General features: G+C 64.2%; 15 protein-coding genes. 12 read left to right on the top strand and 3 right to left on the bottom strand.

All coding sequences use genetic code 11. The features are described from left to right. Positions 1–85: 85 nt before the first annotated feature. Genes aceE through lpdA (ACTIEY_RS11395) form a run of 3 tightly spaced genes read left to right on the top strand, consistent with a single transcriptional unit; the run spans position 86 to position 6,349 of the window. The gene (aceE, locus tag ACTIEY_RS11405) at positions 86–2,800 is read left to right on the top strand and encodes a pyruvate dehydrogenase (acetyl-transferring), homodimeric type (protein ID WP_439519220.1); all 2,715 of its coding nucleotides are present in this window, start codon (positions 86–88) and stop codon (positions 2,798–2,800) included. Between the two features lie 15 nt (positions 2,801–2,815). Beyond that, a complete protein-coding gene (gene aceF, locus ACTIEY_RS11400) occupies positions 2,816–4,486 on the top strand; it encodes a dihydrolipoyllysine-residue acetyltransferase (RefSeq protein ID WP_439519219.1) in 1,671 nt (556 codons plus the stop codon). A 9-nt stretch (positions 4,487–4,495) separates the two neighbouring features. Next, positions 4,496–6,349 (top strand): dihydrolipoyl dehydrogenase, encoded by a 1,854-nt coding sequence (gene lpdA / locus ACTIEY_RS11395; RefSeq protein WP_439519218.1) that lies wholly within the window; start codon positions 4,496–4,498, stop codon positions 6,347–6,349. Positions 6,350–6,413: 64 nt separating this feature from the next. On the opposite strand, the gene ACTIEY_RS11390 is transcribed toward lpdA (ACTIEY_RS11395), so the two are convergent. Then, positions 6,414–6,968 carry a C40 family peptidase gene (locus ACTIEY_RS11390; RefSeq protein WP_439519217.1) on the bottom strand — a complete coding sequence of 185 codons (555 nt, stop codon included), beginning with the start codon at positions 6,966–6,968 and terminating at the stop codon, positions 6,414–6,416. Positions 6,969–7,151: 183 nt separating this feature from the next. Between ACTIEY_RS11390 and ACTIEY_RS11385 the strand changes: the two genes are divergently transcribed. From ACTIEY_RS11385 to zapE, 7 genes are all read left to right on the top strand, one after another. Beyond that, the gene (locus tag ACTIEY_RS11385; RefSeq protein ID WP_439519216.1) at positions 7,152–7,760 is read left to right on the top strand and encodes an isochorismatase family protein; all 609 of its coding nucleotides are present in this window, start codon (positions 7,152–7,154) and stop codon (positions 7,758–7,760) included. Positions 7,761–7,869: 109 nt separating this feature from the next. After that, positions 7,870–9,771 (top strand): propionate--CoA ligase, encoded by a 1,902-nt coding sequence (locus ACTIEY_RS11380; protein WP_439519215.1) that lies wholly within the window; start codon positions 7,870–7,872, stop codon positions 9,769–9,771. 93 nt (positions 9,772–9,864) lie between these two features. Then, entirely contained in the window at positions 9,865–10,239 is a 375-nt protein-coding gene (locus ACTIEY_RS11375) for an ArsR/SmtB family transcription factor (RefSeq protein ID WP_439519214.1), read from the top strand. Between the two features lie 185 nt (positions 10,240–10,424). After that, complete coding sequence (locus ACTIEY_RS11370) at positions 10,425–13,316, top strand: 2-oxoglutarate dehydrogenase E1 component (protein ID WP_439519213.1); 2,892 nt, start codon at positions 10,425–10,427, stop codon at positions 13,314–13,316. Between the two features lie 34 nt (positions 13,317–13,350). Further along, positions 13,351–14,640, top strand: a complete 1,290-nt coding sequence (gene odhB, locus ACTIEY_RS11365) for a 2-oxoglutarate dehydrogenase complex dihydrolipoyllysine-residue succinyltransferase (protein ID WP_439519212.1) — start codon at positions 13,351–13,353, stop codon at positions 14,638–14,640. Between the two features lie 63 nt (positions 14,641–14,703). Continuing rightward, complete coding sequence (gene lpdA / locus ACTIEY_RS11360; RefSeq protein WP_439519211.1) at positions 14,704–16,131, top strand: dihydrolipoyl dehydrogenase; 1,428 nt, start codon at positions 14,704–14,706, stop codon at positions 16,129–16,131. 10 nt (positions 16,132–16,141) lie between these two features. After that, positions 16,142–17,239 (top strand): cell division protein ZapE, encoded by a 1,098-nt coding sequence (gene zapE, locus ACTIEY_RS11355; RefSeq protein ID WP_439519210.1) that lies wholly within the window; start codon positions 16,142–16,144, stop codon positions 17,237–17,239. A gap of 11 nt (positions 17,240–17,250) precedes the next feature. On the opposite strand, the gene ACTIEY_RS11350 is transcribed toward zapE, so the two are convergent. Then, positions 17,251–18,009: a PP2C family protein-serine/threonine phosphatase gene (locus ACTIEY_RS11350; RefSeq protein ID WP_439519209.1), complete on the bottom strand. Its 759-nt coding sequence runs from the start codon at positions 18,007–18,009 to the stop codon at positions 17,251–17,253. Positions 18,010–18,161: 152 nt separating this feature from the next. On the opposite strand from ACTIEY_RS11350, the gene ACTIEY_RS11345 reads away from it, so the two are divergent. Further along, positions 18,162–20,213: an ATP-dependent DNA helicase gene (locus ACTIEY_RS11345; protein ID WP_439519208.1), complete on the top strand. Its 2,052-nt coding sequence runs from the start codon at positions 18,162–18,164 to the stop codon at positions 20,211–20,213. Here the strand turns inward: ACTIEY_RS11345 and ACTIEY_RS11340 are convergent. After that, positions 20,176–20,979: an outer membrane protein assembly factor BamD gene (locus tag ACTIEY_RS11340; protein WP_439519207.1), complete on the bottom strand. Its 804-nt coding sequence runs from the start codon at positions 20,977–20,979 to the stop codon at positions 20,176–20,178. The two genes, ACTIEY_RS11345 and ACTIEY_RS11340, sit on opposite strands and share 38 nt — an antisense overlap. Positions 20,980–21,005: 26 nt before the next feature. Between ACTIEY_RS11340 and ACTIEY_RS11335 the strand changes: the two genes are divergently transcribed. Then, positions 21,006–22,058 (top strand): RluA family pseudouridine synthase, encoded by a 1,053-nt coding sequence (locus ACTIEY_RS11335; RefSeq protein WP_439519206.1) that lies wholly within the window; start codon positions 21,006–21,008, stop codon positions 22,056–22,058. Positions 22,059–22,123 lie beyond the last annotated feature (65 nt).

Raw genomic sequence — 22,123 nt, 5'->3', positions numbered from 1 at the left:
TTGAAATTGAAAACCTTTTGTGGAAAAATCCGTGACACTGCGGAAAGACCTCCGTAAGCTCGATTCAAACCAACAGGAGACAAGCATGTCAGCGAACGACGCTCGCAACGGCCCCGGTGCCGCCGGGGATGTGGACGCCCAGGAAACCCGCGAATGGATGCAGGCCCTGGCCGCCGTGATCGAGCGTGAGGGGCCCGAACGGGCGCACTTCCTGCTTGAGCAGCTCCTGGAGGAAGCGCGTCAACACAGCATCGACCTGCCGTTTTCCGCCACCACGGGCTACGTCAACACCATTGAGCCCGACCAGGAAGAGCGCTGCCCGGGCAACATCGAGATCGAGGAACGGCTGCGCGCCTACATGCGCTGGAACGCCATGGCGATGGTGGTCAAGGCCAACCGACACAACCCGGACGACGGCGGCGACCTCGGTGGGCACATCGGTTCCTTTGCTTCGCTGGCCCACATGTTCGGTGCCGGCTTCAACCATTTCTGGCATGCCGAGAGCGAAAACCACGGGGGAGACTGCCTCTACATCCAGGGCCACGTGTCGCCCGGCGTTTATGCACGCGCCTATCTGGAAGGCCGCCTGACCGAGGAGCAGTTGCTCAATTTCCGGCAGGAAGTCGACGGCAAGGGGCTCTCCAGCTACCCGCACCCGAAACTCATGCCGGAGTTCTGGCAGTTTCCCACCGTTTCCATGGGTCTGGGCCCGCTGATGGCGATCTACCAGGCCCGCTTCCTGAAGTACCTGCATGCGCGCGGCATTGCCAATACGGAGAACCGCAAGGTCTGGGTGTTCTGTGGCGATGGCGAAATGGACGAAGTGGAATCGCTGGGTGCCATCAGCCTGGCCGCGCGCGAGAACCTGGACAACCTGATCTTCGTGGTGAACTGCAACCTGCAGCGCCTGGACGGTCCGGTGCGTGGCAACGGCAAGATCATCCAGGAACTGGAAGGTGAATTCCGGGGTTCCGGCTGGAACGTGATCAAGCTGCTGTGGGGCAGCGAATGGGACAACCTGCTGGCGCGCGACAAGGACGGCGCGCTGCGCAAGATCATGATGGACACGGTCGATGGCGACTACCAGGCATTCAAGGCCAACGACGGTGCCTACGTGCGCAAGCATTTCTTTGGCCGCGATCCCAAGACGCTGGAGATGGTGGCCCACCTCAGCGACAACGACATCTGGAACCTCAAGCGCGGTGGTCATGATCCGCAGAAGGTCTACGCGGCGTACCACAAGGCGGTCAACCACAAGGGTCAGCCCACGGTGTTGCTGATCAAGACCGTCAAGGGCTTCGGCATGGGCAAGTCGGGCGAGGGCAAGAACACGGTTCACCAGACCAAGAAGCTCACCGACGAAGACATCAAGATCTTCCGCGACCGCTTCAACCTCCCCATACCCGATAGTGAACTGGCCAAGATCCCGTTCTACAAGCCGGCCGATGACACGCCGGAGATGAAGTACCTGCACGAGCGCCGCCAAGCGCTGGGCGGCTACCTGCCCAAACGCCGCGTTAAGGCCGACGAAAGCTTCACCGTGCCGTCGCTGGAGACCTTCAAGGCTGTGCTGGAGCCCACGGCCGAGGGGCGCGAGATTTCGACCACGCAGGCCTACGTTCGCTTCCTGACTCAGTTGCTGCGCGACCAGGCGCTGGGTCCGCGCGTGGTGCCCATCCTGGTGGACGAAGCCCGCACCTTCGGTATGGAAGGGCTGTTCCGTCAGGTGGGCATCTACAACCCGGCGGGTCAGCAGTACACCCCGGTCGATAAAGACCAGGTGATGTACTACAAGGAAGACAAGGCCGGTCAGATCCTGCAGGAAGGCATCAACGAAGCCGGCGGCATGAGCAGCTGGATCGCGGCAGCCACCAGCTACAGCACCAGCAACCGCATCATGGTGCCGTTCTACGTGTACTACTCCATGTTTGGCTTCCAGCGCATCGGCGACCTCGCCTGGGCGGCGGGCGACATGCAGGCGCGTGGCTTCCTGCTGGGTGGCACCTCGGGCCGCACCACGCTCAACGGCGAAGGTTTGCAGCACGAGGACGGCCACAGCCACATCCTGGCCGGCACCATTCCGAACTGCATCAGCTACGACCCGACGTTCGCGCACGAGGTCGGTGTGATCCTTCACCATGGCCTCAAGCGCATGGTCGAGAAACAGGACAACGTCTACTTCTACCTGACACTGCTCAACGAGAACTACGCCATGCCAGGCCTGCAGCCCGGCACGGAAGAGCAGATCATCAAGGGCATGTATTACTGCAAGCAGGCGCCGGCACTCAAGAAGACCTCGCCGAGCGTGCAGTTGCTGGGCAGCGGCACCATCCTGCGCGAAAGCATCGCCGCCCAGGAGCTGCTGGAGAAAGACTGGAGCGTGAGTGCGGGCGTGTGGAGCTGCCCCAGCTTCAACGAACTCGCGCGAGATGGCCAGGAGGCCGATCGCTGGAATTTGCTCCACCCCACCGAGACGCCTCGCGTGCCTTTCGTGGCGCAGCAGCTGGGCTCGACCACCGGCCCTGTGGTGGCCTCCACGGACTACATGAAGAACTACGCTGAGCAGATTCGACCCTTCATTCCCAAGGACCGCACCTACAAAGTGCTGGGCACCGATGGTTTCGGCCGGAGCGATTTCCGCAGCAAGCTGCGTGAGCACTTCGAGGTCAACCGCCACTACATCGTGGTGGCGGCGCTCAAGGCGTTGAGCGAAGAGGGCAAGGTGCCAGCGGCCAAGGTGGCCGAAGCCATCAAGAAGTACGGCATCCAGGCCGACAAAGTGAACCCGCTCCACGCCTAACCCGGAGACAAGAACATGGCACTGATTGAAGTGAAGGTCCCGGACATTGGGGATTTCGATGAAGTGGCGGTGATCGAGCTGCTGGTCAAGGTGGGTGACACGGTCAAGGCCGAGCAGTCGCTGATCACCGTGGAATCCGACAAGGCCTCGATGGAGATTCCGTCGAGCACGGCCGGCGTGGTCAAGGAGCTCAAGGTCGCGGTAGGCGACAAGGTGAAGCAAGGTTCCGTGGTGCTGGTGCTGGAGGCGCAGGGTGAGGCGGCTGCCCCGGCGGCTCCCGCTGCTGCACCGGCGCCTGCTGCCGCGCCCGCGCCGGCTGCCCCAGCGGCGGCCCCGGCGGCCGCGCCGGCTTCCAGCGGCCCTGTCGAAGTGCACGTACCCGACATCGGCGATTTCAAGGACGTGGCTGTCATCGAAGTGCTGGTCAAGCCCGGCGACAAGATCGCCGTGGAGCAAAGCCTGATCACGGTGGAATCCGACAAGGCCTCGATGGAGATTCCCTCGTCCGCCGCAGGTGTGCTGAAGGAACTCAAGGTCAAGGTCGGTGACACGGTCAACATCGGAGATCTGCTGGCGGTGCTCGAGGGCGCCGTGGCCGCTGCTCCACAGGCTGCTCCCGCATCCGTTCGGGCTGAGCCTGCCGAAGCCCCTGTCCCGGCGCAGGCTCAGGCAAGCCCCTCGACAAGCTCAGGGCGAACGGAAGTGGTTGCCGCGCCAGCGGCGCACAACCCGACGGCGACGACCCTTGTGGGGCTGCCCCACGCTTCGCCATCCGTGCGCAAGTTCGCTCGCGAACTCGGCGTGCCGCTCGAAGAGGTCAAGGGCAGCGGACCCAAGGGCCGCATCACGCAGGAAGACGTCCAGGGTTTCACCAAGGCGGTCATGTCCGGTGCGGCGCAGACCAAAGTCCAGTCTGCCAAGGCACCGGCGGGCGGCGGCGGCGATGGCGCCGGCCTGGGGCTGATTCCCTGGCCCAAGGTGGACTTCGCCAAGTTCGGCCCGATCGAGCGCAAGGAGATGGGCCGCATCAAGAAGATCAGCGGCGCGAACCTGTTGCGCAACGCGGTCATGATCCCGGCGGTCACCAACCACGACGACGCCGACATCACCGATCTCGAAGCCTTCCGCGTCTCCACCAACAAGGAAAACGAGAAGAGCGGCATCAAGGTGACCATGCTGGCCTTCCTGATCAAGGCCTGCATGGCCTCGTTGAAGAAATTCCCGGAGTTCAACAGTTCCATCGACGGCGACGCACTCATCTACAAACAGTACTGGCACATCGGCTTCGCGGCCGACACGCCCAACGGTCTGATGGTCCCGGTGATCAAGGATGCCGACAAGAAGGGCGTTCTGCAGATCAGCCAGGAAATGGGTGAGCTGGCGAAGAAGGCGCGGGAAGGCAAGCTGAGCCCGGCCGAAATGAGCGGCGCCACGTTCACCATTTCCAGCCTGGGCGGCATTGGCGGGCGTTACTTCACGCCCATCATCAATGCGCCCGAGGTGGCCATTCTGGGCGTCTGCAAGAGTCAGATGGAACCGGTGTGGGACGGCAAAGCCTTCCAGCCGCGCCTGATGCTGCCGCTCTCGCTGACCTGGGACCACCGCGTGATCGACGGTGCCGCAGCCGCGCGGTTCAACGCCTACCTCGGCCAGATCCTCGGCGACTTCCGTCGCGTTCTTCTCTAAGGCACGGCGATGGCACTGATTGAAATTCAAGTTCCGGACATCGGCGACTTCGATGAAGTGGCGGTCATCGAGCTGCTCGTCAAACCGGGCGACGCGGTGAAGGCCGAGCAATCGCTCATCACGGTCGAGTCCGACAAGGCATCGATGGAGATTCCTTCTTCGCAGGCAGGCGTGGTCAAGGAACTCAAGGTGAAGCTGGGCGACAAGGTGAAGCAGGGGAGCGTGGTGCTGACGCTGGAGGCGGCGGCTGCTGCACCAGTCGCACCTACGCCGACTTCCGTTCGTCCTGAGCCTGTCGAAGGCCTCGCCAAAACCTCGGCCAGGGCTTCGACTGGCTCAGCCCGAACGGAGGTGGATGCCGCTTCCAGTTATGCGGGCTCGGCCGATCTCGATTGCGACGTGCTCGTGCTCGGTGGTGGGCCCGGCGGCTACAGCGCGGCGTTCCGCGCCGCCGATCTCGGTCTCAAGGTCGTGCTGGTGGAGCGCTATGCCACGCTGGGCGGCGTCTGCCTGAACGTGGGCTGCATCCCGTCCAAGGCCTTGCTGCACGTCGCCTCGGTGATGGACGAGGTGAGCCACATGGCCGCGCTCGGCGTGTCTTTCGGCGATCCCGTGCTCGACATCGACAAGCTGCGTGGTCACAAGGAAAATGTCATCGGCAAGCTCACGGGTGGCCTGGCCGCCATGGCCAAGATGCGCAAGGTCACCACCGTGCGCGGCTACGGGGCCTTCGTGGGCGCCAACCACCTGGAGGTGGAGGAAACCACGGGCGCTGCGCAGGAGAAGACCGGCAAGAAGCAGGTGGTCGCCTTCAAGAAGGCGATCATCGCCGCGGGCAGCCAGGCTGTGCGCCTGCCCTTCATGCCCGACGATCCACGCGTGGTCGACAGCACGGGCGCTCTGGCGCTCAAGGAAGTGCCCAAGCGCATGCTGATCCTGGGCGGCGGCATCATCGGCCTGGAGATGGGCACGGTCTACAGCACGCTCGGCGCGCGCCTGGACGTGGTGGAGATGCTCGATGGCCTTATGCAGGGTGCCGACCGGGATCTGGTGAAGATCTGGCAGAAGATGAACGCCAAGCGCTTTGACAACATCATGTTGAAGACCAAGACGGTGTCGGCCAGGGCCACGCCTGAAGGGATCGAGGTGACCTTCGCTGCTGCGGAAGAGGGCGGCAAGGCGCCCGAGCCACAGACCTACGATCTGGTGCTGCAGGCCGTGGGCCGCAGTCCTAATGGCAAGAAGATCGCGGCCGACAAGGCCGGCGTGGCGGTGACCGATCGCGGCTTCATCAACGTCGACATCCAGATGCGGACCAACGTGCCGCACATCTTCGCCATCGGCGACATCGTGGGTCAGCCCATGCTGGCGCACAAGGCAGTGCACGAAGGACACGTGGCGGCCGAGGTGATCGCTGGTGAGTTGCAAGGCAACCAGGAGCTCGCCAGTGCCGCGTTCAATGCGCGTGTGATTCCCAGCGTGGCCTACACCGACCCCGAGGTGGCCTGGGTGGGCCTCACCGAAGACCAGGCCAAGGCGCAAGGCATCAAGGTGAAAAAGGGCCTGTTCCCCTGGAATGCTTCTGGCCGCGCCATTGCCAACGGGCGCGACGAAGGTGTCACCAAACTGCTGTTCGACGATTCGCCCGAGGCCCACGGCCACGGCAAGATCCTGGGCGGCGGCATGGTGGGCACGCACGCGGGCGACATGATCGGCGAGATCGCTCTGGCCATCGAGATGGGAGCAGACGCCGTGGACATCGGCAAGACGATCCATCCACACCCCACGCTGGGCGAGAGCATCGGCATGGCAGCGGAGATTGCACACGGGTCGTGCACCGACGTGCCGCCGCAGCGCAAGTAGGGCCCTGAGCTCCCCAGAAGAAACCCGGCAAAGGCCGGGTTTTTTTCTGGGTGCAGCAGGCGGATCAGCGTGACTCTTGCGCGCCCAGTGGCACACGGCGCGCGCCGTTGAATCGCTTGTGCCAGTAAGCGACCCGCATGTCTTCCACCCTCACCTGTGCCCCGGCCCTGGGTGAGTGGATGAACTTGCCTTCGCCCATGTAGATGCCCACATGGCTGAACGCACGCCTCATGGTGTTGAAGAACACGAGGTCGCCGGGCTTGAGATCGTTTCGGTCGATTTCCTGGGTGGCAGCGGCCTGCTCGTCGGAGCGGCGCGGCAGCACCTTGCCGACCGACTGCTCATACACCGCACGGACGAAACCGCTGCAATCAAACCCGGTCTGGGTGTTGTTGCCACCGTAGCGATACGGAATGTCGAGAAAGGCCAGGGCGTTGATCACGAGACTGGACGCCTGCTCGCCCACCGTGTCGCGCGTCTGTTGGATCTGTTCGCCCATGCGCGTCATGAGGCCTTTTTCCACCAGCAGGCCGTCGATGTCGTTGAAGCTGGTTCCCCCCGGCGTGGCGTGTGCCACGGCCGAGCAACTCAGGATCAGGATGGGGAGCCAGCGGAACATGGGGCGCAGCGTAACGGGCGCAGCGTTCGAAGTCAAGTTATGAATTTCCCGCAAGCCTTTGATTTGCCTTGTGATTTCCTCCGTCGGCCTGCCGTGGCCAGCCCGGTGGTTGAACCCGACCGACGAAGGGCGCGCCCCACGCTGCGAGAATGCCGCACGAACCCGATCCGAAAGAAACACACGATGCTGCTGGATGCCTCTGAATCCCAACTGGTGCTGGTGGACTACCAGGCCCGCCTGATGCCCGCGATCTTCGAAGGCCCCGCGGTGCTCGCGAACGCCCGGCGCCTGGCGCGCATGGCAAACTTGTTCGATGTCCCGGTCTTCGGCACCGAGCAGAACCCCGACCGGCTGGGCCCCAACGACCCCGAGCTGCGCGAGCTCTGCCGCAAGACGCTGGCCAAGATGAGTTTTGGCGCCGTGGGCGAAGGCCTGGCCGACTGGCTTCGTCCACCGGTGCGCCAGGGTGGAGGCAACGCGCGCAGCTTGCCCAGGCACCTTCAAAAACCTGCCCCGGCCGCGCCTGCGGCCGAACGCGCCGTGATTGTGATGGCGGGCTGCGAAGCCCATGTGTGCCTGTTGCAGACCGCGCTGGAACTCATTGAACAGGAGTTCGACCTGTGGGTGGTGACGGATGCCTGCAGTTCGCGCACCGAACGCAACCGCGATGCCGCCTTTGACCGCCTCGCCGGGGCGGGCGCTGAGCTGGTCACCACGGAAATGGTGGCTTTCGAATGGTTGCGCACCGCTGAACACCCTGCGTTCAAAGAAGTGCAGGCGTTGATCAAGTGAGTCGGGCCACTGGCGCTGCCCCTTTCGGGCCGTCAGCCTCTCGAAAGGCTGGCTCTCATAATTATGAATTCAGTTTGATTTCATCCGCATTCCAACGCAGGAGACAACCATGAATCACCACCGGGGCTACGCCGAGTTCTACCGCCGTTCCATGGAGGACCGCGATGCGTTCTGGACGGAGCAGGCGGCCCTGGTGGACTGGGAGAAGCCATTCGACCGCGTCTGCAATCACGACAACCCGCCGTTTGCCCGTTGGTTCGAAGGCGGCCAGATCAACCTCTGTCACAACGCGGTGGACCGCCACCTGAAGGACCGGGCTGAGCAGAACGCGTTGATCTTCGTGTCCACCGAGATTGACGCCGAACGCACCTACAGCTTCCGGGAGCTGCACGCCGAGGTGCAGCACATGGCCGCCGTCCTGCTGGATCAGGGCGTCAAGAAGGGCGACCGGGTGCTCATCTACATGCCGATGATTCCCGAAGCGGCCTTCGCCATGCTCGCCTGCGCGCGCATTGGCGCCATCCACTCGGTGGTCTTCGGCGGTTTTGCGAGCCACTCACTGGCCAACCGCATCGAGGACGCCTCGCCGGTGGCCGTCGTCAGCGCCGATGCCGGTTCCCGGGGCGGCAAGGTGGTGGAGTACAAGCCCCTGCTTGACGAAGCCATCCGCCTCTCCAGCCACAAGCCGACCTCCGTCATCATGGTCAACCGGGGACTTGCCGCCATGAATCTGGTGCCCGGGCGCGATCACGACTACGCAGCCTTGCGCGAACAACGCCTGGGTGCGCAGGTGCCATGTGAGTGGCTGGACGCCACCGACATCAGCTACACCATATACACCAGTGGAACCACCGGCAAGCCCAAGGGCGTGCAGCGCGACACGGGCGGCTACGCGGTGGCGCTGGCGGCCAGCATGAAGCACATCTTCATGGGTGAACCGGGCGACACCTATTTCTCGACCAGCGATATCGGCTGGGTGGTCGGGCACAGCTACATCGTTTACGGGCCCCTGATCGCCGGGATGGCCACGATCATGTACGAGGGCCTGCCGATCCGCCCGGACGGCGGCATCTGGTGGAGCCTGATCGAGAAGTACAAAGTCTCGATGATGTTCAGCGCGCCCACGGCCGTGCGCGTGCTCAAGAAGCAGGACCCGGCCTACCTGAAAAAGTACGACCTCTCCAGCCTGAAGGCGCTGTTCCTGGCCGGCGAGCCGCTGGACGAGCCGACCGCTCGCTGGATCAGCGATGGGCTGGGCGTGCCCATCATCGACAACTACTGGCAGACCGAGAGCGGATGGCCGATCCTGACGATCGCCAATGGTGTGGAAAGGAAAGACAGCAAATTCGGCAGCCCAGGCGTGGCCATGTACGGTTACGGGGTGAAACTGCTGCATGAGAGCAGCGGCGAGGAACTCACCGCTGCAGACGAAAAGGGTGTGGTCGTGATCGAGGGACCCACGCCGCCGGGTTTCATGCAGACGGTCTGGCGCGATGACGCGAGATTCGTCAACACGTACTGGAAGAGTATTCCCGGCAAGCTGGTCTACAGCACCTTCGACTGGGGCGTTCGCGACAAGGACGGCTATTTCTACATCCTGGGACGCACCGACGACGTCATCAACGTGGCAGGTCATCGGCTGGGCACGCGGGAGATCGAGGAAAGCATCTCCAGCCACCCCAACGTGGCCGAAGTGGCGGTGGTGGGCGTGGCCGATCAGCTCAAGGGGCAGGTGGCCATGGCGTTTGTGGTGGCCAAGGACGCGTCCGCGCTGACCACGGATGCCGCCCGCCTCCAGCTGGAGGGCGAGATCATGAAGGTGGTGGACGAGCAACTCGGTGCCGTGGCCCGGCCCGCGCGAGTTCGCTTTGTGAGCCTTCTGCCCAAGACCCGCAGCGGAAAGCTCCTGCGACGGGCCATCCAGGCGGTCTGTGAAGGCAGGGACGCAGGCGACCTCACCACCATGGACGATCCGTCCGCCCTGCAGCAGATCAAGGACCTTCTCGCCTGAATGTGCCCGAGCGGCGCTCCGGGGGCTTCAGGTGGCCTAGCGAGGCCTTTATAAGTATGATTCATGCTTATATTGCCACTACCGAAGATCGCCATGGACCAAATGATCGAAACCCCCGGGCAGGTGGAGAAGGTGCGCGTGTTCGAACTGGCGGCGGAGTTGTTCGGCGTGCTGGCCACCCCGATGCGACTTCGAATCCTCAGTGCGCTGTGCGACAAGGAGAAATCGGTCTCCCAACTGTTGCAGGAGATCGACACCACCCAGCCCAATCTGTCTCAGCACCTGAACCTGCTGTACCGGGCCGGCGTTCTGGCCAAGCGCAAGGAAGGCACGCAGGTCATTTACAGGGTGCAGAGCGAGAAGGCCGTCACGCTCTGCCGCACCGTCTGTACCCAGATCGCCATTGAGATGGACGAGCCCAGTTCCGTGCCCGCATCCGAGCGGCTTTCGCCTCGCGTTGCATCCTGACGCACTTCTGAAACACGGCAGGCGCATTCTTCTGCCACCTGCATAGCCCAAGGTGGCACAATCCAGGGCTGCAGTCAGGTCCTTCCACAGTCACTGTCGCATCCGCCAAACGGTTCAGCCGTGCCGCGGGAGGTTTTACTTAACCAGCTAATGTTTCCCCAAGGGAAACGGAGGTCAGCGGATTCATGAGCGATACCCCATCGAACGGGGGCAACGTCTACGTTGCCTACAAGGGCAACTCGTACCTCTTCGGCGGCAATGCGCCGTACGTGGAAGAGATGTACGAGAACTACCTCGAAAACCCGGGCAGCGTGCCCGACAACTGGCGCGGCTACTTTGACGCCCTCCAGCACGTTCCGGCACTTGACGGCTCCGACGCCCGCGACGTGCCCCACCAGCCCGTCATCAACGCGTTTGCCGAACGCGCCAAACAAGGTGGCACCAAGGTCGTCGTGGCCACCGGTGCTGATTCCGAACTTGGCCGCAAGCGCGTCGCCGTCCAGCAGTTGATCGCCGCCTACCGCAACGTGGGTGCCCGCTGGGCCGACCTCGATCCCCTGAAGCGCGCCGAGCGCGACCACATTCCCGAACTCGAACTCTCGTTCTACGGCTTCTCCGATGCCGATCTCGAGACCGTGTTCAACACCAGCAACACGTTCTTCGGCAAGGAAACCATGTCCTTGCGCGAGTTGCTCAATGCCCTGCGTGAGACTTACTGCGGCTCCATCGGCGCCGAGTACATGTACATCACCGACCAGGGCCAGAAGCGCTGGTGGCAGGAGCGGCTGGAAGGCAGCCGCACCAAGCCCGCGTTCAATGCCGAGAAGAAAAAGCACATCCTCGACCGCCTGACCGCGGCTGAAGGCCTTGAGCGATTCCTGCACACCAAGTACGTGGGTCAGAAGCGTTTCTCGCTGGAAGGCGGCGAGAGCTTCATTGCGTCCATGGACGAACTCATCCGCCAGGCGGGTCAGGTCGGCATCCAGGAAATCGTGATCGGCATGGCGCACCGGGGTCGCCTCAACGTGCTGGTCAATACCCTGGGCAAGATGCCCAAGGACCTGTTCGCCGAGTTCGATCACACCGCACCTGAAGACCTGCCTTCCGGCGACGTGAAGTACCACCAGGGCTTCAGCTCGGACGTGACCACCCCCGGTGGTCCGGTGCATCTTTCGCTCGCATTCAACCCTTCGCACCTGGAGATCGTGAATCCGGTGGTGGAGGGCTCGGTGCGCGCCCGCATGGACCGCCGTGGCGATCCGCTGGGCAAGCAGGTGCTGCCGGTGCTGGTGCACGGTGACGCGGCGTTTGCCGGGCAGGGCGTGGTCATGGAAACCCTGGCGCTGGCCGAGACGCGTGGTTATTCCACGGGCGGCACGGTGCATCTGGTCATCAACAACCAGATCGGTTTCACCACCTCCGACCCGCGAGACAGCCGTTCCACGCTGTACTGCTCGGACGTGGTGAAGATGATCGAGGCGCCGGTGCTGCACGTGAACGGGGACGACCCCGAAGCGGTCGTGTTCGCCACCCAGCTGGCACTCGATTTCCGCATGGCCTTCCAGAAGGACGTGGTGGTCGACATCGTTTGTTTCCGCAAGCTGGGTCACAACGAGCAGGACACACCCAGCCTCACCCAGCCGCTGATGTACAAGAAGATCGCGGCCCACCCGGGCACGCGCAAGTTGTACGCCGACAAGCTGGCCGCACAAGGCCTGGGCGACACGCTGGGCGACGACATGGTCAAGTCCTACCGTGCAGCGCTCGACGCCGGCCGGCACACGGTGGACCCGGTGCTGACCAACTTCAAGAGCAAGTTCGCCGTTGACTGGAGCCCGTACCTGGGCAAGAAGTGGACCGACAACGCCGATTCCGCCATCCCCATGGCCGAATGGAAGCGCCTGTCGGACCGCCTCACCACGATCCCGGAGAACGTGACACCCCATCAACTGGTGAAGAAGGTGTACGCCGATCGCGCGGCCATGGGTCGCGGCGAGATCCCCGTCGACTGGGGCATGGGCGAACACATGGCTTTCGCCTCGCTGGTGGCCAGCGGTTTTCCGGTGCGCCTGTCGGGTGAAGATTGCGGGCGTGGCACGTTCACGCACCGCCACGCTGTCATCCACGACCAGAACCGCGAGAAGTACGACGAGGGCACGTACGTGCCGCTGCAGAACGTCGCCGACAACCAGGCGCCGTTCGTGGTGATCGATTCCATCCTCTCCGAGGAAGCGGTGCTGGGTTTCGAGTACGGCTACGCGTCGAATGATCCGAACACGCTGGTGATCTGGGAAGCCCAGTTTGGCGACTTCGTCAATGGCGCACAGGTCGTGATCGACCAGTTCATCGCGTCGGGTGAGGTGAAGTGGGGTCGCGTCAACGGCATCACGATGATGCTGCCGCACGGCTACGAAGGCCAGGGCCCCGAACACAGTTCGGCGCGCCTGGAGCGCTTCATGCAGCTGGCCGCAGACACCAACATGCAAGTGGTGCAGCCGACCACCGCCAGCCAGATCTTCCACGTGCTGCGGCGCCAGATGATTCGCGGGCTGCGCAAGCCGCTGATCATCTTCACGCCCAAGTCGCTGTTGCGCAACAAGGACGCGACGTCACCGCTGTCGGAGTTCACCAAGGGCGGTTTCCAGACCGTCATTCCAGAGCACGACGCCGATGTGGTGAAGAAGGCCGAGAAGGTCAAGCGCGTGATCTGCTGTTCGGGCAAGGTGTACTACGACCTGGTGAAAAAGCGCGAGGAGCGTGGCTCGGACGACGTGGCCATCCTGCGTGTGGAGCAGCTCTATCCGTTCCCGCACAAGGTGTTCGGTGCGGAAATGCGCAAGTACCCCAACGCCACCGACGTGGTCTGGTGTCAGGACGAACCACAGAACCAGGGTGCCTGGTTCTTCGTTCAGCACTACATCCACGAGAACATGCTGGAAGGCCAGAAGCTCGGCTATGCCGGGCGTGCGGCGTCCGCTTCTCCGGCAGTGGGTTACGCCCACCTGCACCAGGAGCAGCAGAAGACGCTGATCGAAGCCGCTTTCGGCAAGCTCAAGGGCTTCATCCTCACCAAGTGATGCACAACGCACAACGCATAGCGCAGGAAAAACAATGGCAATCGTAGAAGTCAAAGTCCCGCAACTCTCTGAATCGGTGGCCGAGGCCACCCTGTTGACCTGGAAGAAGAAGGCGGGCGATGCCGTCGCGGTCGACGAGATCCTGATCGAGATCGAAACCGACAAGGTGGTGCTGGAGGTGCCAGCCCCATCTGCCGGCGTGCTGGTGGAACTGGTTCAGGCCGACGGCGCCACGGTGGCTGCAGAGCAGCTGATCGCGCGCATCGACACCGAGGCGGTGGCCGGGGCGGCCGCGCCAGCCGCTGCACCCGCGTCGTCAGCCCCCGTGGCGGCTCCTGCCGCAGCGGCTGCGCCGGCGGCATCGGCGTCGCAGTCCAAGGCCGGTGTGGCCATGCCGGCTGCCGCCAAGCTCATGGCGGACAACAACCTGGCATCCGGCTCGGTGTCGGGCACGGGCAAGGATGGCCGAGTGACCAAAGGCGACGTGCTCTCGGCGGTGGCCGGCGGCGCAACGGCACCGGCTGCTTCCGCACCCAAGGCCGTGGCCGCTCCCGTCTCGATTCCGACCGGGGCTCCCGCCAAGGTGCTCCCGCAGGTCCCGGTGGTCGCACCCGACCTGGGCGACCGCCCGGAAGAGCGGGTGGCCATGACCCGCCTGCGCGCACGCGTGGCCGAGCGCCTGTTGCAGTCGCAGTCGACCAACGCCATCCTGACCACGTTCAACGAAGTGAACATGGCGCCTGTGATGGAGATGCGCAAGAAGTTCCAGGAAAAGTTCGAGAAGGAACACGGCGTCAAGCTCGGCTTCATGAGCTTTTTCGTCAAGGCGGCGGTGCACGCGCTCAAGAAGTACCCGATCATCAACGCCTCTGTGGATGGCAACGACATCGTCTACCACGGCTATTTCGACATCGGCATTGCGGTGGGCTCACCACGCGGCCTGGTGGTGCCCATCCTGCGCAATGCCGACCAGATGAGCTTTGCCGACATCGAGAAAAAGATCGCCGAATTCGGACAGAAGGCCAAGGACGGGAAGATCGGCCTGGATGACCTCACGGGCGGCACCTTTTCCATCTCCAACGGCGGCACCTTCGGTTCGATGTTGTCCACGCCCATCATCAACCCGCCGCAATCGGCGATCCTCGGCGTGCACGCCACCAAGGATCGGCCGGTGGTCGAGAACGGACAGATCGTGATCCGTCCCATCAACTACCTGGCCATGTCGTACGACCACCGCATCATCGACGGACGTGAGGCGGTGCTGGGCCTGGTGGCGATGAAGGAAGCGCTGGAAGACCCGGCCCGCATCCTGTTCGACATCTGATCCGCAGCCTCTCCCGCCAACGCCCCGCCAGGGGCGTTGGCCCTTTGACCTCAGGAAAACAACATGTCCCAAGCATTTGACGTCGTCGTGATCGGCGGCGGCCCCGGCGGTTACATCGCCGCCATCCGTGCCGCCCAGCTCGGCTACAAGGTGGCCTGCATCGACGAGTGGAAGAACGCCACGGGCGGCCCTGCACCGGGCGGCACCTGCACCAACGTGGGCTGCATCCCCAGCAAGGCGCTGCTGCAGTCGTCCGAGCATTTCGACCACGCCAACCACCACTTTGCCGAACACGGCATCAGCGCCAGCAACGTCAAGATCGACGTCGCGAAGATGCTCGCCCGCAAGGATGCCGTCGTCAAACAGAACAACGACGGCATCCTCTACCTGTTCAAGAAAAACAAGATCACGTTCTTCCACGGCCGGGGGTCCTTCGTGAAAGCGGTGGAAGCGGGCTACGAGATCCAGGTCGCCGGCGCCAGCGAAGAAGTCATCACGGGCCAGCAGATCATCGTGGCCACGGGCTCCAACGCGCGTGCCCTGCCGGGCGTGCCGTTCGACGAAGAAACCGTGCTGTCCAATGACGGCGCGCTGCGCGTCGGCGCTGTTCCGAAAAAGCTGGTGCTGATCGGCTCGGGCGTGATTGGCCTCGAAATGGGTTCGGTGTGGCGCCGCCTGGGCGCTGACGTCACCATCCTCGAAGGCCTGCCCACCTTCCTGGGCGCGGTGGACCAGCAGATCGCCAAGGAAGCCAAGAAGGCGTTCGACAAGCAGGGTCTGAAGATCGAGCTGGGCGTGAAGGTCGGCGAGGTCAAGACCAGCAAGAAGGGTGTGAGCGTGGCTTACACCAATGCCAAAGGGGAAGAGCAGAGCCTCGATGCCGACAAGCTCATTGTCTCGATCGGCCGCGTGCCCAACACCATTGGCCTCAACGCCGAGGCCGTGGGCCTGAAGCTCGACGAGCGTGGCGCGATCGTGGTGGACGACGAGTGCCGCACGAGCCTGAAGGGTGTGTGGGCGGTGGGCGACGTGGTGCGGGGTCCAATGCTGGCACACAAGGCGGAAGAAGAAGGCGTGGCGGTGGCCGAACGCATTGCCGGCCAGCACGGGCATGTCAACTTCAACACCGTTCCCTGGGTGATCTACACCAGCCCCGAGATTGCCTGGGTGGGGCGGACGGAACAGCAGCTCAAGGCCGATGGTGTCGCCTACAAGGCCGGCACCTTCCCGTTCCTGGCCAATGGCAGGGCGCGCGCATTGGGCGACACCACCGGCATGGTCAAGTTCCTGGCGGACGCGACCACCGACGAAATCCTCGGCGTGCACATCGTGGGCCCCATGGCTTCCGAACTGATCGCCGAAGCCGTGGTGGCGATGGAATTCAAGGCCAGCGCTGAAGACATCGCGCGCATCTGCCACGCCCATCCCTCGCTCTCGGAGGCGACCAAGGAAGCCGCTCTGGCGGTGGACAAGCGCACGCTGAACTTCTGACGCTGCGATCTTGAGCGTCCGCAGCACCTACGAGGCCGCGCTCAAGGAGCGTGGCTACACGTCCGACCCGGCGCAGGAGCGCGCAGTGGACGCGCTGGAACGCTGCGCGAGCGAATGGGCGGCCTACAAGCAGAAGCGGTCCAACTCGCTCAAGAAGCTCTTCGTCAACCCGGAGATTCCGCGCGGTGTGTACATGCACGGCGGGGTCGGGCGCGGCAAGAGTTTCCTGATGGAGTGCTTCTTCGAGGCGGTGCCGCTCAAACGCAAGACGCGCCTGCATTTCCACGAATTCATGCGCGAAGTGCACCGGGAACTGCGCGAACTCCAGGGGACCGTGAACCCGCTCGAAGAGCTCGGCGCGCGCATCGCCAAACGGTACAAGCTGATCTGCTTCGACGAATTCCACGTTGCCGACGTCACCGATGCCATGATCCTGCACCGGTTGCTGGATGCCTTGTTCAAGGCTGGCGTGGGTTTGGTCACCACTTCCAACTTCCACCCCGACGCGTTGTACCCGGACGGTCTGCACCGGGATCGGATCCTCCCTGCTATAGCGCTGCTCAAGGAACGGCTTGAGGTCCTCAGCGTGGACAACGGGACCGACTACCGGCAGCGCACGCTCACGCACATCCAGCTCTACCACTGTCCATTGGGGCCAAAAGCCGATGCGGCCATGGAAGCCACCTTCGAGCAACTGGCCGAGGTGGGCGATCAGGATCCGGTCATGCACATCGAGGCGCGCCAGATCCATGCGCTGCGGCGTGCGGGCGGCGTGATCTGGTTCGACTTCCGCACCCTGTGCGGCGGGCCGCGTTCGCAGAACGACTACCTGGAAATCGCCACCCAGTTCCACACGCTGATGCTGTCCAACGTGCCCCAGATGTCGGTGCGCCAGGCCTCGGAGGCGCGTCGCTTCACCTGGCTGGTGGACGTGCTCTACGACCGCAGGGTCAAGTTCGTGATGTCGGCCGCGGTAGTGCCCGAGGAGCTGTACCTGGAGGGGCCGATGTCGCACGAATTCCCGCGCACCGTGTCGCGCCTGAGCGAGATGCAATCGGCGGAATTCCTGGCGCTGGAGCACCGGCTGGTCGATACCGGCCTGACCTGAATCGGCGCTGTTCAGCCGAGAGGCTCGAGCTTGACGATCGTCAGGGACAGGTTGTCGCCCATGCCCTTGGCGCGCGTGCGCGCCTTCTGGATCAGGAATTCGCAGGCCTCGCGCGGCGAGAGCATGGCAATGGTGCTGGAGAGCTCTTCGGGGGTGAAGTAATGCCACACGCCATCGCTGCAGGCCATCAGTGCATCGCCAGGGTGCAACTGCGGCACGACGTGGATGTCGACCGGTGGATCGTTCTCGGTGCCCAGGCAACCCATGAGAATGTTGGCGTGTGGATGGTCCAGCGCTTCTTCCTCGCTGATCTCGCCCTGGTTCACCAGCGTCTGCACGTAGGAGTGGTCCATGGTTCGGAAGACCATCTTGCCGTTGCGGAAGTGGTAGATGCGCGAGTCACCTGCGTGCACCCAGTGGCTGTCGCCACCCGGGTTGATCAGGAACGCGGCGATGGTGCTGTGCGGTTCCTGCTCCGCCGACACCGCCGTGAGCTTGATCACAAGGTGCGATTCCTCGACGATCTGGCGCAGCAGCGAGCCTGCGTCGTCGGTATCGGGATCGTAACGGTCGAACAGTTGCCGCGCGGTGAGCATGACCTGATCAGAAGCCTTGCGGCCCCCACTGCGACCACCCATGCCGTCGGCCAGCACGGCCAGCATGCAGCTGCCATGTCGGGGATGGTGCAGCAGGCACACCTGATCCTGCTGGTAGTCGCGGTCCCCCCGGTGAATGCCGGTGGATGCCTGTATGCGGTAGCCTTTGGACATGTTGGGGTCGAAACTCGCGAGGGCGTTGTGCGGATGATTGCAATGGTAGCCACGGATCGGGCAAGGCGCGTCCAGCCTATCATCAAACGCGACACAACTGGCGCCGCTGGACGGCGCCAAAGCGCCGCCTGTGACTTTGTCCGCCGTGGACGATGCACGGCGCCGACGGAGGCACTCTGAGCACACTGGAATCCGAGGTCGAGGCGGCATTTGCTGCCGACGGACCGCTGTCGCGCGCCCGGCCCGGCCTGCGCGAGCGTCGTGGCCAGCGCGCCATGGCGCAGGCCGTGGCACGCGCACTTGAGGCAGGCGAAAGCCTGGCGGTGGAGGCGGGCACCGGCGTGGGCAAGACCTTTGCCTATTTGGTCCCCTTGCTCCTGAGCGGTCAACGCGCACTGCTCTCCACGGCCACGCAGGCGCTGCAGGACCAGCTCTTCAACCGCGACATTCCCGCCGTGGTCAACGCGCTGGGCATGCCGGTGCGCGTGGCGCTTCTCAAGGGACGTGGCAGTTACGTGTGTCTGCAGCGGCTCGATCAGGCGCTGAACGGCCCGGCGTCCACAGGCCTTCGCGATCCCGCGATCGCGTCGGGGCTGTCCCGCGTGATGCAGTGGGCTCAACGATCAAGCCGGGGAGATCTCGCCGAACTCGACGGCCTGGACGAACGATCGCCCCTGCGGCCTTTGATCACCTCGACGCGTGACAACTGCCTTGGCGGATCCTGTCCCCAACATGCCGCCTGCCATGTCCACCGTGCGCGCGCAGATGCCCTGGGAGCCGACTGGGTGGTGATCAACCACCACCTCTTCTTCTCCGACCAGTTGCTGCGGGAAACCGGCGTCGCGGCCATGCTGCCTGCGGCTGGCGTGGTCGTCTTCGACGAAGCCCATCAGCTCAACGACACAGGCATCGGATTTCTGGGCCAGTCCATCGGATCTGCTGCGCTGCGCGAACTGGGGCAAGACCTTGCCTTGCACGGACCCCGATGGGCGCGCGGCCAGCGGCCCTGGGCGCACCTGGCCCTGCATCTCGAGCAGGCCGGCAAGGCACTGCTGGCGGTGCCGCGGGCAGGCCCGCAGCGCAGCCGCTGGACCGACGTCGCTCCGCAGGGCGCCGACCCGACGCTTTGGGCCCACGCCGTAGCCGGACTGGAGCGAGCCCTGGGCCATGTGGTGCAGTCGTTGCAGGGCACCGCGCAGGCTTCCGCGGATCTGGAGCGTCTTCTTGTGCGCGCCGAGGGCATGCACGCGTTGTGGCGCGATCTCAGCGAAAGTCAGTCGGAGGACGGTCGCATTCGTTGGGTGGAATGGGGGGAGGGCCGGTCGTGGCGGGTGGTGCGCTCGCCCGCTGACAGTTCCAGCCTGTTTCGCGAGTTGCTGAGGCCCGACCCGCAGCGAAGTCGAAGCTGGATCTTCTCCTCCGCGACCCTGGGCCATGAAGCGACGCTGGGATGGTTCACCCGTGGCCTGGGCCTGACCGATCATCCTGCGCTGCGTTCACTTCAGGTGCCGAGCCCGTTTGACCATTTGTCCCAGGCCGCACTGTATGTGCCCGAGGACCTGCCCGAGCCCGCCGACGAGGCTCACACGCCAGCCCTGGCCGATTCGGTCGCCCGCTGGGCTTCCCGACTGGGGGGGCGCACCCTGGTGCTCACCACCACCTTGCGCGCCGCGGACCGCCTGGCGCAGCGGCTGATGGAGTTGATCGGGCAAGGCCGTTGCAGGCCGCTGCAGGTGCTGGCGCAGGGGCGCGGTTCCCGCCGCGCCTTGCTGGATCGGTTCCGTGCGACCACCGAAGCCTCGGTGCTGGTGGCTTCGGCGTCGTTCTGGGAGGGTGTGGATGTGCCGGGAGATGCCTTGCAACTCCTGGTGATCGACAAGTTGCCGTTTCCACCCCCCGACGATCCCTTGATGGAAGCAAGGGCGCGTCTGCTGGAGGCCGATGGCCGCAACGCGTTCACCGATGGTTTTCTGCCGGAGGCTGCCATGGCCCTCAAGCAAGGGGCCGGACGCCTGATCCGCTCGGAGTCGGACCGGGGGGTGCTCGTGATCGGGGACCGCCGGCTGCTCAGCCGTTCTTACGGCAACCGACTGCTGGCGGCCTTGCCCGCCATGCGGCGGCTGGAAGACGAGGCCGAGATGACCGAAGCCCTTGATGCGCTGGTGCTTACCAGAGCTTCCACCAGGGACTGTCGACCGACTTGAAGCCCTTGCTCAGGTACTCGCTCTGTGGGTAAGTGGCCTGCATCACGCGCTGCGCGTCGTCACGCAACTGCGTCATGCCCAGGGCATCGTACGACTTCACGATGATGAACAGGGCTTCTTCCAGTGCAGGCGCGTCGGTGTAGTCGGTCAGCGCGGATTGCGCGCGGTTGATGGCGGCCACGTAGGCGCCCCGGCTGTGGTAGTAGCGTGCCACGTGCACCTCGTACTGCGCCAGTGAGTTGACGATGTACGTCATGCGCAGGCGCGCATCGGGTGTATAGCGCGAGTCCGGGAAGCGGCCGACAAGCTCGCGGAAGGCCTCGAAAGACTCCTTGGCCGCCTTCTGGTCCCGCTCGGACAGATCCTGCCGGGCCAGCGAACCGAACAGCCCGAGGTTGTCGTTGAAGTTGACCAGACCCTTGAGGTAGAGCGCGTAGTCCATCGCCGGGCTGGCCGGGTGCAGCTTCTGGAAGCGGTCGATGGCGGCCAGCGCCTGTGCCTGTTCACCCGCCTTGTAGTGCGTGTAAGCCTTGTCGAGCTGGGCCTGCTGGGCCAGCGGCGTACCGGCGGCACGCCCTTCGAGTTTTTCCAGCAGGGTCACCGACTTTTCGAAATTGCCAGCAGAGCGCTCTTCGGTGGCTTCGGTGTAAATGCGATTGGGACTCCAGCCGACCGTCTCATCCACGGGCTTGGTGCTGCACGCGCCCAACACCAGTGCCGTTGCCAACACACAGGGGGACACCACCGATAATCTGAAACTAAGCATCAAGGATGCACCTTTACAACGGGACAATGGGTTTGGCATCGCAAATTATATCGACGGGGGATGTCACAGAAGGTTCATCGCCAGGGCTGGTCGACGAGCTCGGGCCGGATGTCGAAACCCGTGACTGCGAAGTGCCCGCGCAGATGCACGGCTGGCGCATCGACCGCGCGCTGGCGGCCCTGATCCCTGAATTCTCCCGTTCGTATCTGCAGCAACTCATGGCCGATGGGGCCGTCGTGCTTCGCGGCAGCCCGCTTCGCAAGCCGGCTGCACGCATCGCCGCCGGCGATCGGTTGACGGTGGAGTTGCGACCCACGTTGCAGGCTCAGGCCTTCGTGCCCGAACCGATGGCGCTGGATGTGGTTCACGAAGACGCCGACCTGCTGGTGATCCAGAAGCCGGCTGGGCTGGTGGTGCACCCGGCCGCCGGCAACTGGAACGGCACACTCCTCAATGGGCTGCTGGCTCACCACGCGGGCGCCGCGAGCCTGCCACGCGCGGGCATCGTGCATCGGCTGGACAAGGACACCTCGGGCCTCATGCTGGTGGCGAAGAGCCGGCAGGCCATGGAAGCGCTGGTGCGTGCCATTGCCGCTCGCGACGTGAGCCGTCAGTACCTTGCCCTGGCACAGGGTCGCTGGCAGGGCGCTTCCGAGCAGAAAGTCGACCAGCCGATTGGACGCGATGTGCACCACCGCCTCCGCATGGCGGTGGTGCGCCCGGAAGGCGGTATCGGCAAGGTGGCGCAGACCACCATCCGCCTGATCGAAGGGTCCGACCAGGCTTCACTGGTGGCCTGCAGGCTCCACACCGGACGAACGCACCAGATCCGCGTGCACATGGCGTGGCTGGGCCATCCCCTGGTAGGCGACGCGCTGTATGGCGGGCGGGTGCAGTGGGGCATGGCGCGGCAGGCGCTGCATGCTGCGAGGCTGTGCCTTCGACATCCCACCACGGGCAAGGACCTGGTGTTCGAGAGCGCCCCGCCAGCGGACATGCAGTCCGCCATGGAAGAAAGCGGCCTCCGTTACAATCGCGACCGTGTGGCCAGCGCCTTCCTGGACCCACAGACCCCTTGAAGTTGCCCCGCCACGGCAACCGGTTGCACCCCTCCGATCCCTTTCCCGCTCCAGGCGGTCGACAG

The sequence above is a fragment of the Hydrogenophaga sp. genome (assembly GCF_051858985.1).
Classification (GTDB): Bacteria; Pseudomonadota; Gammaproteobacteria; order Burkholderiales; family Burkholderiaceae_C; genus Hydrogenophaga.
Note: the sequence above shows the minus strand (reverse complement) of the source record. Positions and strands in the feature narration are given on the sequence as shown.